Raw genomic sequence first — 16,557 nt, 5'->3', positions numbered from 1 at the left:
CCGCCACCCCCCGCCCCTCGATTCGGGCGAGACCGAATCATTGTCGCATGATCGCGGCCCGCCGCCACTCTGAGCGCCATGACCACCACGAGCATCCGCCCCGCGCAGTGCGGCGAGCCGGCCGTCACCCGACGTTCCCGCCCGGGACGGCCCGGCAATCCGCTGTCCGCCTTCGCCGGCTTCCCCCGGCCGATCTGGATCGTGTTCGCCGGCACCGTCGTCAACCGGATCGGCTTCCTGGTCGGCCCCTTCCTGGTGTTCTTCCTCGGCTCCCGCGGCATCCCCTCGTCGCAGACCCCTTACGTCCTCGGCGCGCTCGGCGCCGGCAACCTGGTCGGCCCGGCGGTCGGCGGCTGGCTCGCCGACCGCGGCAGCCGCAAGCTGACCATGCTGACCGGCCTGCTCGGCACGGCCGCGGCGCAGGGGGCGCTGTTCGCGGCGCCGAACGTGGCGACCATGGCCCTGGCCGCGATCACGCTGAGCGCGACGGCGACGATGGTGTCGCCGGCCGCGTCGGCGACACTGGCCGACAGCGTCGGGCCGGCGCGGCGGCGCGAGGCGTTCGCGCTGATCGGGTGGGCGGTGAACATCGGGACGGCGGTCGCGGGGGTGTTGGGCGGGTATCTCGCGGCGCATGGGTATTGGATGCTGTTCGCCATCGATGCGGGGACTTCGCTGGGGTATGCGGTGATCGTGGCGGTACTACTGCCCGGCAACGCTTCTCAGGAGGCTGATGCGATCCCGGAAGCCGAACCTGTTGCGGTAGCGGCTTCGGAGGATTCCTCCAGTTCTTCCAGTACTTCCAGTACTTCCAGTACTTCCAGCTCCGGTTACGGCGTCGTCCTCCGCGACCGCCTGGTTCGCAAGCTCCTCCCGCTCCTGGGCGTCCAACTCTTCATCTACTCCCTCACCGAGAGCGCGCTCCCCCTGGGCATCCGCACCGACGGCCTATCGCCCTCGGTCATGGGCCTGGTCGCCGTCGTCAACGCCGGCCTGATCGTGGCGCTCCAGCCCGTCGCCACCACGATCCTCGCCCGGTTCCCCCGCACGCCCGTCTACCTCGTTGCCAGCACCCTGATAGCGCTCGGCATCGCCCTCACCGGCATCGCGCACAGCCCGGCCATGTACGCGGCCACCGTCGTCGTCTGGTCCCTCGGCGAGGTCGCCGTCGGCGGCATCCCCGGCGCCCTCATCGCCGACCTCGCACCCGCCGACGCCCGAGGCCGCTACCAGGGTGCGTTCAGCTGGACCTGGGGCGTGGCACGCTTCCTGGCCCTCACCGCCGGCACCACCGTCTACACCCTCGTCGGCCCGGCGTTCCTGTGGTGGAGCGCACTCGGCGCGGGAGCGGCCGCCATCATCGGCATCGCCGCGCTCGGGCCCGCGATGGACCACCGGTCGGCCGGGCGGAGCTGAGGGCAACCTTTATCAGGGCTCGCTGGTCCCACCATTCGAGTCCCGATTTCCGGGACATTTCATGGTTCTTGGGGAGAGTCCATGCCAAAGCACCCAAGGCGGCGTTCACTCGCGCTGTCCGCGATCCTGTCGTCCGCGCTGCTGCCGGCCTTCGGGCTGGCCGCGCCCAGCGCGCACGCCGTCAACCCCGGCCCGGCCGGCAGCATGCTGACGATCAGTGACGGCACCTCGACCGTGCTGGTCGCCGGCCGGCCCGTCACCTTTCCGACCACCGTCACCGATGCGACCTGGGCGCCCGACGGGAGCCGGCTGGCCTTCGTGGACGGCGCCGGGGACCTGGTCTCCGCGCTGCCGGACGGAACCGGGACGCGGGTCCTGGCGCACGGCGGGCCGGGCATCGTCATCTCCGGCCCGACCTGGAGCGGCGACGGCCTCGGCGTCGCGTTCGCCGAATCGGTCGGCGGCCACACCGGCGCGATCAAGGTCGCCGAGTCCGACGGCTACGGCGACAGCGCCTCCGGCGGCGGCGACGGCTCGGTGATCGTCGACGCCCGGGACATGAACGACGGCGGGTCGTACTCGGCCCCGGACGCGGTGTACATCCCGGACCGGACCGCGCCGGGCCGGAACATCATCCCGAACTACGTCTTCCAGGAGACCCCGGTCGGCGGATCGACACCGGAGATCCGGTCCCTGCTCAACGCCTCCCCGGGCCAGCAGTACAAGATCGCAGACGGGACGCAGCCCACGGTCGGCCCGGACGGCAGGACAGTGGCCTTCATCACCCCGGACGAGCAGATCGCCGTGGTCGACGTGAGCGACCCGTTCAAGCCCTCGCAGCCGAGGATCCTCACCACCGACATCAGCGTGCACAAGCAGCATCCGACCTTCTCCCCGGACGGCGACAAGATCACGTATGAGGCGCTGGACGTCCGCAGCGGCGCCCCGGACGTCCCGAAGGACGTCGAGTCGGTCCCGGTGACCGGCGGCGCCGCGACGATCGAGGCGACCCGCCCCGGCGTCCCCGCCTACCGGCCGGAGGCCGTCACCCACGTGACCCGGCTGGCCGGCCCGGACCGGACCGGCACCGCGGTGGCCGTCTCCCAGGCCGAGTTCCCCGACCCGGGCACGCCCGCCAGCCGCCCGTCCGGTCTGCTGCTGGCCCGCTCCGACCAGTACGCCGACGCCCTGGCCGGCAGCGTCCTGGCCAAGAACGCCCCGCTGCTGCTGACCCCGTCGAACACGCTCGACGCGGCGGTCCGGGCCGAGATCATCAGGGTCCTGGGACCGGCACAGGGCCCCAACCTCCCGGTCGTGACCCTCCTCGGCGGCCCGCAGGCGCTCTCGCCGGCCGTCGAGAAGGCCGTGGCCGCCCTCGGCTACCCCGTGCGCCGCCTGGGCGGCCCGGACCGCTTCGCGACCGCCGTTGACATCGCCCGGGCCGACCTCGCGGTGCGCCCGTACGGCAGGAAGTTCGTGGTCGCCACCGGCGAGAACTTCGCCGACGCCCTGTCCGCCAGCGCGACCGGCGACCCGATCCTGCTCACCGACGACCAGGCGATGCCCGCCGCCACCGCGGCCTTCCTGAAGTCGGTGGCGGCCCCCACCAGCGCCGGCCCCGCGACCTTCTACGCGGTCGGCGGCCAGGCCAAGGCCGCGGCCGCGAAGCTGTGGCCGCACGGACCCGCCGGCGCCGAAACCGTCCCGCTGGCCGGCACCGACCGCTACGAGACCTCATTCCTGGTCGCCCGCGAATTCTTCGGCGCCACCCCCACCGATCCCGGCCGCGTCTACCTCGGCGTCGCCACCGCGACCAACTGGCCGGACTCCCTGGCCGGCGGCGCGGCCATGTCCAACCTGCCGGGCCCGATGCTCCTGGTGAACCCCAAGACCGGCCTGAGCCCCGAGGAACAACAGTGGGTCTGGGCCAACGCCGGCACCATCGACAGCGCCCTGGTCTTCGGCGGCCCCGACGCCCTCTCGTCCACGGTCGACGCACAGCTCGGGGACACACTGTCCGGCCCGGCGGGATTCGTGATGGCCACTGACCCGGCGAGCATTCCGGAGTAGGCGGTCCTGCTTACGAGCTCGGGTGGCCGTCGCTGTCAACGACGGCCACCCAGCACCGGATGCTCATGCGGTGGCATGCTCTCGAATCCAGGCTACGAACCCGCCCATCATCACGTCGTCGTCCAGATCCCCAGCGGTAACGGTACGGATCATCCTGTCAACGTCAGCCGGGTCGGGCTCAGCCCACGCATAGCCGTTCACCTGAAGGAACACCGTCATGGACACATAAGCGAGCCGCTTGTTGCCATCTGGCATCGCATGGTTCTTGGACAGGTGCGAACACAGCACGGCTGCCTTGACGATGGGATCGGGGTAGAACTCGTGACCGCCGAAACTCGCGGCAGGCGATGCCAAGGCGGAATCGGCCAGGGCGACGTCGATCACCTTGGCAAGATCTTTGGCGGGAACGCCGAGGACCTGCTCGCCGATGACGAGCAGGTCCTCCAAACGCGGGTACCACATGTTCACGTTGTACTGGGTCGCTTACTCGGCCAGCAGGTCCAGAGCCGCCTGACTGCGCTCAACAGTGGCCTTCACCAACGCCATGAACTCAGGATCGGCCTTACGGGCCTCGATGCGCTCCAACAGGGCGCCCCGGACCTCCTCGGCGACCGAGATACCGTCGGTCTTGGCAATCAGCTCCAGCGCTTCAGCCTGTTCTGCGGGGACACGTACAGTAAAGGCGCGGGTTTCGGTGCTGCTCATGGTTCTCCCTCCGGTGGAGCTGCTTCCAATACGATACCGCACCACGGTGCATTGCACCAGAGTGCGCGCGTCGGCCAGCTCCCCTCCCGTTCATCCCACGACCTGCGCGCTTGACAGGGACAACCACTCTCAGTAACGACTGGACTACACGTTGAACCGGAAGTCCACCACATCCCCGTCAGCCATCACATACTCCTTCCCCTCGATCCGCGCCTTCCCCCGCGACCGCGCCTCGGCCACCGAGCCGCACTCGACGAGGTCGTCGAAGGACACGATCTCGGCCTTGATGAAGCCGCGCTGGAAGTCGGTGTGGATCACGCCGGCGGCCTCGGGGGCGGTCGCGCCCTTGCGGATGGTCCAGGCGCGTGATTCCTTCGGGCCGGCTGTCAGGTAGGTCTGCAGGCCCAGCGTCTCGAAGCCGACGCGCGCCAGCTGGTTCAGGCCCGACTCGTCCTGGCCCATGCCCTGCAGCAGTTCCAGCGCCTCGTCGTCGGGGAGTTCCATCAGCTCGTGCTCGATCTTCGCGTCCAGGAAGATCGCCTCGGCCGGGGCCACCAGGGCGCGCATCTCGTCCTTCAGCGCGTCGTTGGTGAGTTCGTCCTCGTCGACGTTGAAGACGTACAGGAACGGCTTGGCGGTCAGCAAGTGCAGTTCGCGCAGCGGCTCGGGGTCCAGGCGGGCGGCGAAGGCGGTCTTGCCGGAGTCCAGGATCTTCTTGGCCTCCTCGACGGCGGCGACCGTGGCGGCCGTCTCCTTCTTCATCCGCGCTTCCTTCTGCAGGCGCGGCAGGGCCTTGTCGATCGTCTGCAGGTCGGCCAGGATCAGCTCGGTGTTGATGGTCTCGATGTCGTCGGCCGGGGAGACCTTGCCGTCGACGTGGACCACGTTGGGGTCGGTGAAGACCCGGATCACCTGGCAGATCGCGTCGGCCTCGCGGATGTTGGCCAGGAACTTGTTGCCCAGGCCCTGGCCGTCGCTGGCGCCGCGGACGATGCCGGCGATGTCGACGAAGGTCACCGTGGCCGGGACCACCTTCTGCGAGGCGTAGAGCTCTGCGAGCTTGGCCAGGCGCGGGTCCGGGACGCCGACCACGCCCTCGTTCGCCTCGATGGTGGCGAACGGGTAGTTCGCGGCGAGCACGTCGTTCTTGGTCAGCGCGTTGAACAAGGTCGACTTGCCCACGTTCGGGAGTCCGACGATTCCGATGGTGAGCGCCATTGTCCAACTGTCCTATCGACGTCGCGTACGGGGATGCAGAGCGGGGCCGGACGCGGCCCGCCCTCCAGTATCGCAGCCCGCGCGGGGCGCTACGCCGATCGAGGGGACTCACCCCACCCCGATCGCCGCTTCCGCCGCCGCCGGAGCCGGTCACGCCAGGCTCGGGCGCGTCCGCGATCAGCGCAACGAATGCCGGAGGTCAGCGTGCGGAACACCCGCATCGGAATCAAGAGGGCCGCCCTGGCCTGCGGTGCGGCCGGGCTCGCCCTGGCCGCCACGGCCCCGGCCGCCCTGGCCGCCGGGCACTCGTACTACGCGAGCTTCGACTTCGCCGGCGAGAGCGTCACCGATCCGGCGGTCAACTTCCCGCCCACGCAGATCACCACGGACAGCACGGCGCCGTCACAGGCCTCGGGGCAGAGCGCGTTCCTCAACGGCTCGACCCCCTTCGCCCAGGTCTTCGGCAGCTCCCAGGGCAAGCCCTACGCGCTGCTGCGCTCGGCCAAGGGCCTGAACCCCTCGACCACCGTGCTGCACTTCGACCGCCCGCTGGTCCCGGGCAGCTGGGGCTTCGCGCTCGGCGACGTGGACGCCGAGAAGGTCCGCGTCAACGCCTACGACGCCGCCGGCGACCAGGTCCCCACCTCCGCACTCGGTTTCCAGGGCTCGTTCAACTACTGCCAGGGCACGCCGCTGCCCAGCTCCTGCGGCGGCACGCCGAGCACCGACGAGCCGAACTGGGATCCGGGGAGCGCCTACCTGGTCGGCAACGTCGCCGACACCAACGGCGCCTCGGGCTGGTTCCGGCCGACCGCGCGGATCACGACCCTGGAGCTCTACTCCGTGGTGCAGACCGGCATCCCGGCCTACCAGTTCTGGCTGGCCGCCCTCGACCAGCCGCCGGCCGCGCGCAAGCTCCCGGCCCAGCCGCCGGTCCTCACCCCGCCCGGGCAGAGCGTCGTGATCCCGGTGTGCAGCGGCGTCTCGAAGAACATCGACCTGATCAGCGGTGCCGAGCACGGGAAGATCACGGCGCACGGCGACTGCACCGTCACCTACACCCCGCGGCCGGGCTTCGTCGGCACCGACACCTTCACGCTGCGCATCGAGACGGGCGACGGCAAGGTCCTGGTCCGGAGCTTCGACGTGAAGGTGGCCAGGATGCTGCCGATGACCGGGGTGCCGAGCGGTCTGGGCGACGACGCCGCGGCGGCCGTGGCCCTGCTCGGCGCCGGAGTCGTGCTGACGGTCGCGACGCGCAGGGCACGGAAGGAATAGCGCACTCCCGGCACGCACTCCCGACGCACCGGCGTGCCGCAGGGGACAATATGGACCCATGATGCCTGTGCTGCTGCTGGTGATCGGTATTGCGTTCGGCGTGCTGCTCGGCGTCCTGTGGGAGCGGTCCCGGCGTCTGACGGTGAACTCGCAGGCGCTGGACCAGTCCGCGGACCGGCTGCTGGCGCTGGCCGGCTCGCAGTTCGACGCCGCGGGCCGGCCGATCAACGAGTCGCTGTCCCGGCTCGACGACCGGCTGCGCGAGATCGAGCGGAGCCGCGCCGCCTCGCAGGCGGCGCTGGCCCAGCAGATCGACGACGTCCGGAACGCCGCCGGCACGCTCGGCACTCAGACCGCGGCCCTGGTCACCGCACTGCGGCGGCCGGAAGTGCGCGGCCAGTGGGGTGAGATGCACCTGCGGCGCGCGGTGGAGCTGGCCGGCATGGTCGACCGCTGTGACTTCGAGACCCAGACCGTGCTGCCCGGCTCCTACGGCGCCACCGGCTCGGAGGGCATGCTGCGGCCGGACCTGGTGGTGCGCCTGGCCGGGGACAAGTACGTGGTGGTGGACGCCAAGACCCCGCTGGCCGCGTATCTGGACGCCGCGGAGGCCACGGACGAGGCCGACCGGCAGCAGTTCCTGGTGGCGCACGCCAAGCACCTGCGCTCGCACGTGGACCAGCTGGCCTCGAAGGCCTACTGGCGCGCGCTCGGCGCCAGCGGCCGCCCGACACCGGAGTTCGTGGTGCTGTTCGTACCCGGCGAAGCTTTTCTTTCACAGGCTGTGGATATCGATCCCGAACTCCTGGAGCACGCCGCCACGCGCCGGGTGGTGATCGCCACCCCGACCACGCTGATCGCCCTGCTGCGCACCGTCGCCTACGCCTGGACCCAGGACTCGCTGGCGGCGAACGCGCGGCAGGTGTTCGAACTCGGCCGGGAGCTCTACGCGCGGCTGAACACCATGAGCGGGCACCTGGACCGGGTCGGCAAGGGGCTGAACTCCGCGGTCGCCGCCTATAACCAGTCCGTGGGCTCGTTGGAGACCCGGGTCCTGGTCACCGCGCGCCGCCTCAACGAGCTCGGCCTGGTCGACGAGGAGTTGGCGGTGCCGGCCCAGGTGGAGTTGCAGCCGCGGACTTTGGCGGACTAGTCCGGGCAGCGATCGCGGCCGCCGGCAAGTGATAACAAAATACGTACTCACCGCGACACGCCGCCGCCCGGAACCCGACCACCGCCCCGACCTGCGCACCGAGCGCGGGCGGCGTTTCGTTACCCGAATTGCACGCGATCGCGTCGTAGGTTCGGATCTGTGAACGAAGGAGCCAGCCGCCTCGCGCCCCGTCCGGCCGCCGGGGTCCCGCAGACCCGGCGCGATCGCGACGCGCTGCGCCGGGAGCGGATGGCCGCGCCGCTGGACTTCCGCTCTACGGGCCCCACCCGGGCCCAGGCCCGGCCGCGTCCGGGCGACCGGCCCGGGACGGCGGCTCGCACCGCCCGGCCGCGCGTGCAGCCCGGGTCGGCCCGGTCGGGCGCCGGCGTCGCCGCCGGCACCGGCGCCGGAGGCCGTACCGCGCAGCCCGCCCGGCCCCGTCCGAAGCAGCAGCGGCAGGCGCTGACCGCCTGGGGCGTGCTGCTCACGGTCACCGGCCCGACCGTGGCCGCCGCGGTGCTCGAGGCGATGGTGACCGGTGACGTGCACTGGTTCTTCGACCTGGTCTTCATCGCCGCGTCCTTCCACGCCGCGACCCTGGTCCGGCGGCGCGATCTGCTGGCCGGGGTCATCGTCCCGCCGCTGGCGTACTGCGTGGGGCTGCTGACCGCGGTGCAGTTCGGGGTGATGCAGGCCGGGCACGGGCTGGTCGGCCAGGCCACCTCGCTCGGCGCGCTGCTGGCGGTCAAACCCCGGCCGCTGTTCCTCGGTACGGCGTTGGCCGCGGCGCTGATCGCGATCCGCTGGGTAGGCATGCGGTACGCGACCAAGCAGCGATCACGGCTGAACGACTAGGACCGGCGAGACGGGCGAGACGGCCAGGACTGGTAAGTCGGCTAGGACGGCTGAGACGGCTAGAACGGCGGGACATGAACGGCGAGATCTGGTTCGAGATCGACCCCGGCGGCCGTTTCGCCCTCGACGACTACGGCCGCCGCTTCCTGGCCGGACTCCGGCGCTCGGCCCTGACCTGGGGCCCGCTCGGCGTGATCGCCTTCGACTCCTGGGCCCTGGCGCTGGCCGGACCCTCGGTGCTGGCCGTGCTCACCGTCCCCGAAGCCGACCCCTTCGGCCTCCAGCTGCGGCTGGCCGGCGGGGAGTTCGGCGGCTACTGGGGTGACGACTGCTCGATCTGGGACGACTACGCCCCGGACGCGCCGGGCTACATCTACGTGCAGGACCCGGAGGCCTCGCCGGAGGAGATGGCCGGGCGCGCGGCGGACTGGATCGCCACGCAGCTCTCCAGACCGCTGCTCCTGGAGGAGCACCGCAGTTCCGCTCTAGGGCTGCGGCACCGGACGTGGGTCTTCGACGACACCGGGGAACGCTCGCCGTGCTGCCGCAGCTGTCGTAAGCCGCACTTCCCCGGGGGCAGCCCGCGACGCGGGCAGACGCTGGTCGCACACGTGCGGGACGTGGCGCCGAGCGCCGCTTGGTAGTCCCGCTCTTTCGCTACGCCACCCTCGCGTCGGCTACGCCTCGCCGCCCTCGCGCATGTCCTTGCGCAGCTCCGGCGGCAGCGCGAACAGCAGCTTCTCCTCGGCCGAGCGGACGATCTCCACGGTCCCGTACCCGCGCTCGGCCAGCCAGTCCAGCACGCCCTCGACCAGGTCCTCGGGCACCGAAGCGCCGGAGGTCAGGCCGACCGTGCGAACGCCGGCCAGCCAGTCCTCGCTGATCTCCGAGGCGAAGTCGACCAGGTGCGCGGCGCCCGCGCCGGCCTCCAGCGCCACCTCGACCAGGCGGACCGAGTTCGAGGAGTTCTTGGAGCCGACCACGATCACCAGGTCCGAGTCGGCGGCGATGCGCTTGACCGCGATCTGCCGGTTCTGGGTGGCGTAGCAGATGTCGTCGGACGGCGGGTCCAGCAGCAGCGGGAACTTCGCGCGCAGCCGGTCCACGGTCTCGGTGGTCTCGTCCACCGACAGCGTGGTCTGCGACAGCCATGCCACCTTCGCCGGGTCCCGCACCTGCACCCCGGCCACCGAGTCCGGGCCGTCGACCAGCACGATGTGCTCCGGCGCCTCACCGGTGGTGCCGACCACTTCCTCGTGGCCGTCGTGGCCGATGAGCAGGATGTCGTAGTCCTGCTCGGCGAACCGCACGGCCTCCTTGTGCACCTTGGTGACCAGCGGGCATGTGGCGTCGATGGTCTTCAGGCCGCGCCTGGACGCCTCCTCGTGCACGATCGGCGCCACGCCGTGCGCGGAGAACACCACGGTCGCACCCTCGGGCACCTCGTCAGTCTCCTCTACAAAGACCGCGCCGCGGTTCTGCAGAGTCTGCACGACGTGCTTGTTGTGCACGATCTCCTTGCGGACGTACACCGGCGCCCCATAGAGCTCCAGCGCCTTCTCCACGGTCACGACCGCGCGGTCCACGCCGGCGCAGTAGCCGCGGGGCGCGGCGAGGAGGACGCGGCGGTCTTCAGGTGCAGAGGCGTTCATGGTTCCCATGGTAGGCGGCCCCCGGCTCCCGGCAGCCCATGATCGGCTCTCTCCACAAGTTCGCCACGTCCGCGCCGCGTCACTGCCGATGACTACGCTCCTCTGTATGGCGATGCAATCCTCGGCTGAAGAACCGATCCCCGTCCGCGCGGTCTCCGAGGCGGTGGCCGGGTGGATCTCCCGGCTGGGGGCGATCTGGGTCGAGGGCCAGCTGGCGCAGATCAACAAGCGGCCCGGGTCACAGATGGTGTACCTGGTGCTGCGCGACCCGTCCGCTGACGTATCCGTGCAGATCACCACGTTCCGCCGGGTCTTCGAGGCGGTCGTGCCGCCGCTCACGGAGGGTGCGCGGGTCATCGTCTACGGGAAGCCGGACTTCTACGTTCCGCGCTCCTCGTTCTCCATCCGCGGCGAGGAGATCCGGCAGGTCGGGCTCGGGGAACTGCTCGCGCGGCTGGAGATGCTGAAGGCGAAGCTCAAAGCGGAGGGCCTGTTCGATCCGCGACGGAAGAAGCCACTCCCGTTCCTCCCCCATTGCGTCGGCCTTATTACGGGACGCGCCTCGGCGGCGGAGCGGGACGTCCTGGAGAACGCCAGGCGCCGCTGGCCGGGAGTGCAGTTCCGGGTGGTGAACACCGACGTGCAGGGCCCGAAGGCGGTCCCGCAGATCCTGCCGGCGCTGGCCCAGCTCGACGCCGACCCCGAGGTGGACGTCATCATCATCGCCCGCGGCGGCGGCTCTGTAGAGGACCTCCTCCCGTTCTCCGACGAGGCACTGATCAGGGCGGTCGGAGAGTGTGAGACCCCGGTGGTCTCCGCGATCGGCCACGAGCCGGACTCGCCGATCCTCGACCTGGTCGCCGACTTCCGGGCCTCGACGCCCACCGACGCGGCCAAGCGGGTCGTGCCGGACGTCGCCGAGGAGATGGACCGGGTCTCGGAATTGCGGCGCAATGCCTGGCGTTCCGTGGCCCGGATACTGGAACGCGAGGCCATGGGGCTGGCGTCGTTCCGGCAGCGGCCGGTGCTCGCTTCGCCGTACTCGATGATCGACGGCCGCCGCAACGATCTCGACGAGCTCATCCGGCGGGCCCGGTCCAGCGTCGGGCACCGGCTGGATCGCGCCGGGGACGACCTCGGGCACGCCCTGGCCCGGGTCCGTGCGCTGTCTCCGATGGCGACGCTGGAGCGCGGTTACTCGATCGTCCTGGCACCGTCGGGCCACGCAGTGCGGGCGGCGGCGGAAGTGGGCCAGGGGGACATGCTGGACATCCGCCTCGCCTCCGGACGGTTGGAGGCAGCGGTTTCGGAAGTGTTCGCCGAAGTCCCGGCCGCCGATGCTACAGAGCAGACCAGCGAGTAAGCGCGCGGCCCACGGGGTCGACGAAACCGAGGTCGAGATAGAGGGACTCGCCGAACTCGCTGGCGTGGAGCTCTATCCGCGGGATGCCCAGGGCGGTGTACCAGTCGATGAGCGCCTGCATAACGAGGCGTGAGTAGCCGCGCCGCCTATAGCGTTCGTCAGTACAGATTCCGTATATATAGCCGGAGCGTCCTGACGGGTTCCGCTGGTTCGGCAGCCGTTCGTCGATCGCCCCGATACCGGCCGTCGCGAGCCCGTTGCCGTCGGCCGCGTCTATGACGAAGCACGCGGTCCCCGCCTCGTCCCCGGCCTCCAGCCACCCGCGGACCTTCTTCACGGCGGCCACATGGTTCGGCTCGTCGGCGGCCGGCGGCGTCGTCCCGAAAACGGCAGCGGCCATCTGGTGCCGCAGCCGCTGGATCTCTTCTTCGTCACCGGGCACGGCCCGCCGCACCCGCACTTCGTCGATACCAGTCACAGCCGGAAACTATCCTGAACCCATGGCGAACGAGACGACTCCCACCGCGGCCGAGCCGCAGGACCTGTCCCACCTCGGCTACGAACAGGCCCGGGACGAGCTGATGGACGTCGTCCGGCGATTGGAGACCGGCGGGCTCACGTTGGAGGATTCGCTGGCCGCGTGGGAGCGCGGCGAGGCGCTGGCCAAGCACTGCCAGGCGAAGCTGGACGGAGCCCGGGCCCGGCTGGACGCCGCGATCGGCGCGGGGAACGGCGAGGGCGGCGAGGGCTGACGCCGCGGGAGTAGCCGGGAGTAGCAGAGTAGTCGGCGACTAGGGCCAGAGCTACTGCCCGGAGTCACTGCCCGGAACTACTGCAAAGACCCCGCAAGCGTCTCCAGCTCCGACAGCTTCCCGGTCCCGGACACCACGACGCCCACCTTCCCCTGCGTCGTGGGCGCCGCCGTCCCGACGGGAGCGGTGGTCCGCACCAACGCGTGCCGCTTGCCGTCCGGCGTGACGTAGACCTGCCACTGGTAGCCGCCCGCGGTCACCGTGCCGCCCGCGCCGGTCACCTGGGTGGCGTCCGGGGCCTGGACGCTGAGGATGCCGTCGACGCCCTTGCCGTCGGCGACCTGGTCCAGGGCGGCGTACTGGTCGTCGGCGGTCTGGAAGCCCAGTTCCCAGCGCAGTTGCGCGCCGGGGTCGAAGTCGGCGTGGATCGATGTGGCGCGCCAGCCGGCCGGCAGTGTGGCCGGTGCCAGGGCCTGGAACGGCAGGTCCGGGTCGCGGCGGGCCTGGGCCAGCGGGATCGTGTAGTCGACCGTTTGGGCCGCGTCGTCGGGGTTCTTGGAGTCGTGCGGGAACCACTCGACGATCGCGATGATCGGCAGGGAGATCACCGCCATCGACAGCAGCATGTCCCGGAGGGACTTCTTCAAGGGAGAGACGCGGGCCATACGGATATGGTCCCATCCGTCCCCCTGGGGTCTGCGCCCGCCCCGGCATTTGCCTGGCATGAGCCCCGCCACTTCGCGGTACCGGGTGCGCGCCGGCCTCGATACGATCTCCCTCGACATCCCTCGTGAACCGCGACGGTGCGGTCTCCCTCCTCGAGGAGCTTCTTAACTCATGAACGCCGCAGTCCCGCAGGCGAACGACACTCCGACCTCCGACACCTCGACCTCCGACACCGAGGCCCCCGACCGCAACCTGGCGCTGGAGTTGGCCCGGGTCACCGAGGCGGCGGCGATGGCGGCCGGGCGGTGGGTCGGCAAGGGCGACAAGAACGCCGCCGACGGCGCCGCCGTGAACGCGATGCGCAAGCTGATCAACACCGTGTCGATGCGCGGCGTGGTGGTCATCGGCGAAGGCGAGAAGGACCACGCGCCGATGCTGTTCAACGGCGAGGAGGTCGGGGACGGCACCGGCCCGGAGTGCGATGTGGCCGTGGACCCGATCGACGGCACCACGCTGACCGGCAAGGGCCAGCCCAACGCGCTGGCCGTGATCGCGGTGGCCGACCGGCACAGCATGTACGACCCGTCCGCGGTGTTCTACATGGACAAACTGGTCGCCGGGCCCGAGGCGGCGGACGTCGTCGACATCACCGCACCGGTGGCCGAGAACATCCGGGCCGTGGCCCGGGCCAAGCGCCGCGAGCCGGCCGACATCACCGTCGTGGTGCTGGACCGGCCCCGGCACGACGGGCTGGTCGCCGAGATCCGCGAGGCCGGCGCCCGGATCAAGTTCATCTCCGACGGCGACGTGGCCGGCGCCATCATGGCCACCCGGCCCGGCACCGGCGTGGACCTGTTGCTCGGGGTCGGCGGGACGCCCGAGGGCATCATCTCGGCCTGCGCCATCAAGTGCCTGGGCGGCGTGATCCAGGGCCGGCTCTGGCCCAAGGACGACGCCGAGCGGCAGCGGGCCCTGGACGCCGGGCACGACCTGAACCGCGTACTGCTCACCGACGACCTGGTCTCCGGCGAGAACTGCTTCGTGGCCATCACCGGCATCACCGACGGCGAACTGGTCCGCGGCGTGCACTACATCAGCGGCGGCGCGACGACGCAGTCGCTGGTGATGCGGTCGAAGTCCGGGACGGTGCGGATGATCGATTCCGAGCACCGGCTGGACAAGCTGCGGCAATACAGCGCGGTGGCCTTCCACTAGCCTTCCATCAGCCCGGCCACCAGCCCGTCCACCAGTCCGGACCGGGTCACCGAACCTCAGCATTCGAACAGAGATACGCCTCACCCATTCGCCACGCACCCTGGCACCCCCGCGGTTTCCGTGGTGCTCTGGTGAGGTGAGTCAAGAGTCGATATCAGGCGGCTCCGGCGGCGGCCGGCACGCGGCGGCCGCCGGCGGCGGCGAGAAGAACGAGGTCGCCCTGGTCTTCGCCGGCGTCATGCTCGGCATGCTGCTGGCCGCGCTGGACCAGACCATCGTCTCCACGGCGCTGCCGACCATCGTCTCCGACCTCGGCGGCGCCAACCACATCTCGTGGGTGGTGACGTCCTACCTGCTGGCCTCCACGGCGCTGACGCCGCTGTGGGGCAAGCTCGGCGACCAGTTCGGCCGCAAGCGGGTCTTCCAGACCGCGATCGTCATCTTCCTGATCGGCTCGGCGCTGTGCGGGCTGTCGCAGAACATGGGCGAGCTGATCGCCTCGCGGGCGCTGCAGGGCGTCGGCGGCGGCGGGCTGATGGTGCTGGCGATGGCGCTGATCGCCGACGTCGTCCCGCCCCGCGACCGCGGCAAGTACCAGGGCGTGGTCGGCGCGGTGTTCGGCGTCGCGAGCGTGATCGGCCCGCTGATCGGCGGCTTCTTCGTGGACAACCTCAGCTGGCGCTGGGTGTTCTACGTCAACCTGCCGGTCGGCGCGATCGCGCTGGTCGTGGTCGCCATCGGGCTGCGCACCCACACCGCGCACCGCAAGCCGGTGATCGACTACCTCGGCACGTTCCTGATCGCCGCGGCGGCCAGCTCCCTGATCCTGATCACCAGCTTCGGGGGCAGCACGTGGGCCTGGAGTTCGTGGCAGGTGTACGGATGCGGAGCGCTGGCGTTGGTGCTCCTGATCGCGTGGTTCTACGCGGAGAGACGCGCCAAGGAGCCGGTGCTTCCGTTGCACCTGTTCAAGAACCGGGTGTTCGCGATGTGCAGCACCATCGGTTTCGTGGTCGGTCTATGTATGTTCGGCAGCCTCACGTTCCTGCCGCTCTACCAACAGATCGTGCACGGCGCTTCGCCGACCCTGTCCGGTCTCCAGCTGCTGCCCCTGATGGCCGGTCTGCTGTTCGCCTCGATCGTCTCGGGGCAGCTGATCAGCCGGACCGGCCGCTACAAGATCTTCCCGATCGTCGGCACGGCGGTGATGTCGGTCGGCGCCTGGCTGCTGTCCCGGATGACCGACACCACGTCCACGGCCTCCAACGCGGTCGCGATGCTGGTCTTCGGCCTGGGCCTGGGCCTGGTGATGCAGGTCCTGATCATCGCGGTGCAGAACAACGTCGACTACGAGGAACTGGGCACGGCCACCAGCGCGGTGACGTTCTTCCGCTCGATCGGCGGCGCGTTCGGGGCCTCGCTGTTCGGCACCATCTTCAACAACAAGCTGACCGCCGAGCTCAAGACCGCCGTCGCGGGCGGGAAGATCAACCCGGCCTTCCCGTTCCAGAAGGCGATCGAGGACCCGAAGATCATCAAGCAGTACCCGAAGTCGGAGACCCAGCCGTTCCTGCACACCTACGCGCACGCGCTGCACTACGTCTTCGTCTACGCGATCCCCTTGTGCATCCTGGCTTTCCTGCTCGCCCTGTTCCTGCGCGAGGTCCCGCTGCGCACCACGACCCGCGGCACCGGAGCGGCCGAGGCGGCCACCGGCCCGACCCAGCGCACGTCGATCGACGAACTGGAACGCGCGCTGACCCGACTGTCGAGCCGGCAGAACGTCAAGGACCGCTATGCGCAGACCATCGCCAAGTCCGGCATCGACATCTCGGTCCCCGAGGCCTACGGCCTGTTCCGGCTGAAGCAACACGGCCCCACCCGCATCGAGGACGCCCCGGCCCGCCTGAACCTCTCGATGGCCGAGATCCGCCCGCACCTGGACGCCCTGGTCGCGAACGGCCGCGCCGCCATCCAGGGCACGCCGCCGAACCAGACGATCGTGATCACCGAGGCCGGCGACGCCGCCGTCGACGCCCTGAGCGCCGCCCGCCGCGCGATCCTCACCGACCAACTGGACGGCTGGTCGCCGGACCAGCACGCGGAACTACTGAACATGCTGCGCCAGCTCGCCGACTCCTCGCTGGATCAGGAGGACCGCCGGCTGTGGGCGGGCGACGGCGCGGGCAAGGCGCCGGTGGATCTTTGAGGTGG

At 70.5% G+C, this 16,557-nt stretch carries 16 protein-coding genes; 10 read left to right on the top strand and 6 right to left on the bottom strand.

Going from position 1 to position 16,557, the window contains the following annotated elements; translation table 11 throughout:
- The first annotated feature begins 78 nt into the window (after positions 1–78).
- Both KGQ19_RS22660 and KGQ19_RS22655 read left to right on the top strand, forming a co-directional pair.
- Positions 79–1,416, top strand: coding sequence for an MFS transporter (locus KGQ19_RS22660; protein ID WP_212011225.1), 1,338 nt, complete (start codon positions 79–81; stop codon positions 1,414–1,416).
- Positions 1,417–1,497: 81 nt separating this feature from the next.
- Positions 1,498–3,486 (top strand): cell wall-binding repeat-containing protein, encoded by a 1,989-nt coding sequence (locus KGQ19_RS22655; RefSeq protein WP_212011224.1) that lies wholly within the window; start codon positions 1,498–1,500, stop codon positions 3,484–3,486.
- A 63-nt stretch (positions 3,487–3,549) separates the two neighbouring features.
- Here the strand turns inward: KGQ19_RS22655 and KGQ19_RS22650 are convergent, their stop codons facing one another.
- From KGQ19_RS22650 to ychF, 3 genes are all read right to left on the bottom strand, one after another.
- Entirely contained in the window at positions 3,550–3,948 is a 399-nt protein-coding gene (locus KGQ19_RS22650) for a type II toxin-antitoxin system death-on-curing family toxin (RefSeq protein WP_212011223.1), read from the bottom strand.
- A gap of 21 nt (positions 3,949–3,969) precedes the next feature.
- Positions 3,970–4,191, bottom strand: coding sequence for a ribbon-helix-helix protein, CopG family (locus KGQ19_RS22645; protein ID WP_212011222.1), 222 nt, complete (start codon positions 4,189–4,191; stop codon positions 3,970–3,972).
- Between the two features lie 144 nt (positions 4,192–4,335).
- Positions 4,336–5,409: a redox-regulated ATPase YchF gene (ychF, locus tag KGQ19_RS22640; RefSeq protein ID WP_212011221.1), complete on the bottom strand. Its 1,074-nt coding sequence runs from the start codon at positions 5,407–5,409 to the stop codon at positions 4,336–4,338.
- A 204-nt stretch (positions 5,410–5,613) separates the two neighbouring features.
- On the opposite strand from ychF, the gene KGQ19_RS22635 reads away from it, so the two are divergent.
- The 4 genes from KGQ19_RS22635 to KGQ19_RS22620 all read left to right on the top strand — a co-directional run bounded on the left by KGQ19_RS22635 (position 5,614) and on the right by KGQ19_RS22620 (position 9,339).
- Positions 5,614–6,687 (top strand): Ig-like domain-containing protein, encoded by a 1,074-nt coding sequence (locus KGQ19_RS22635; RefSeq protein WP_212011220.1) that lies wholly within the window; start codon positions 5,614–5,616, stop codon positions 6,685–6,687.
- Between the two features lie 58 nt (positions 6,688–6,745).
- Positions 6,746–7,840: a DNA recombination protein RmuC gene (locus tag KGQ19_RS22630; protein ID WP_230419181.1), complete on the top strand. Its 1,095-nt coding sequence runs from the start codon at positions 6,746–6,748 to the stop codon at positions 7,838–7,840.
- Between the two features lie 159 nt (positions 7,841–7,999).
- The gene (locus KGQ19_RS22625; protein ID WP_212011219.1) at positions 8,000–8,695 is read left to right on the top strand and encodes a DUF6542 domain-containing protein; all 696 of its coding nucleotides are present in this window, start codon (positions 8,000–8,002) and stop codon (positions 8,693–8,695) included.
- Between the two features lie 74 nt (positions 8,696–8,769).
- Positions 8,770–9,339 (top strand): hypothetical protein, encoded by a 570-nt coding sequence (locus tag KGQ19_RS22620; protein ID WP_212011218.1) that lies wholly within the window; start codon positions 8,770–8,772, stop codon positions 9,337–9,339.
- Between the two features lie 33 nt (positions 9,340–9,372).
- Here the strand turns inward: KGQ19_RS22620 and KGQ19_RS22615 are convergent, their stop codons facing one another.
- Complete coding sequence (locus tag KGQ19_RS22615; RefSeq protein WP_212011217.1) at positions 9,373–10,356, bottom strand: 4-hydroxy-3-methylbut-2-enyl diphosphate reductase; 984 nt, start codon at positions 10,354–10,356, stop codon at positions 9,373–9,375.
- 97 nt (positions 10,357–10,453) lie between these two features.
- Between KGQ19_RS22615 and xseA the strand changes: the two genes are divergently transcribed.
- Positions 10,454–11,710, top strand: a complete 1,257-nt coding sequence (gene xseA / locus KGQ19_RS22610) for an exodeoxyribonuclease VII large subunit (RefSeq protein ID WP_212011216.1) — start codon at positions 10,454–10,456, stop codon at positions 11,708–11,710.
- On the opposite strand, the gene KGQ19_RS22605 is transcribed toward xseA, so the two are convergent.
- Entirely contained in the window at positions 11,688–12,188 is a 501-nt protein-coding gene (locus KGQ19_RS22605) for a GNAT family N-acetyltransferase (RefSeq protein ID WP_212011215.1), read from the bottom strand. The two genes, xseA and KGQ19_RS22605, sit on opposite strands and share 23 nt — an antisense overlap.
- A 22-nt stretch (positions 12,189–12,210) precedes the next feature.
- On the opposite strand from KGQ19_RS22605, the gene KGQ19_RS22600 reads away from it, so the two are divergent.
- Positions 12,211–12,462, top strand: a complete 252-nt coding sequence (locus KGQ19_RS22600; RefSeq protein ID WP_194895262.1) for an exodeoxyribonuclease VII small subunit — start codon at positions 12,211–12,213, stop codon at positions 12,460–12,462.
- Between the two features lie 77 nt (positions 12,463–12,539).
- Here the strand turns inward: KGQ19_RS22600 and KGQ19_RS22595 are convergent, their stop codons facing one another.
- Positions 12,540–13,127: a DUF4245 domain-containing protein gene (locus tag KGQ19_RS22595; RefSeq protein WP_212011214.1), complete on the bottom strand. Its 588-nt coding sequence runs from the start codon at positions 13,125–13,127 to the stop codon at positions 12,540–12,542.
- Positions 13,128–13,299: 172 nt separating this feature from the next.
- On the opposite strand from KGQ19_RS22595, the gene glpX reads away from it, so the two are divergent.
- Complete coding sequence (glpX, locus tag KGQ19_RS22590) at positions 13,300–14,343, top strand: class II fructose-bisphosphatase (protein WP_268907922.1); 1,044 nt, start codon at positions 13,300–13,302, stop codon at positions 14,341–14,343.
- Positions 14,344–14,479: 136 nt separating this feature from the next.
- Positions 14,480–16,552 carry an MFS transporter gene (locus tag KGQ19_RS22585; protein WP_307856478.1) on the top strand — a complete coding sequence of 691 codons (2,073 nt, stop codon included), beginning with the start codon at positions 14,480–14,482 and terminating at the stop codon, positions 16,550–16,552.
- Positions 16,553–16,557 lie beyond the last annotated feature (5 nt).

It is taken from the genome of Catenulispora pinistramenti, assembly GCF_018274385.1.
GTDB lineage: Bacteria > Actinomycetota > Actinomycetes > Streptomycetales > Catenulisporaceae > Catenulispora > Catenulispora pinistramenti.
Note: the sequence above shows the minus strand (reverse complement) of the source record. Positions and strands in the feature narration are given on the sequence as shown.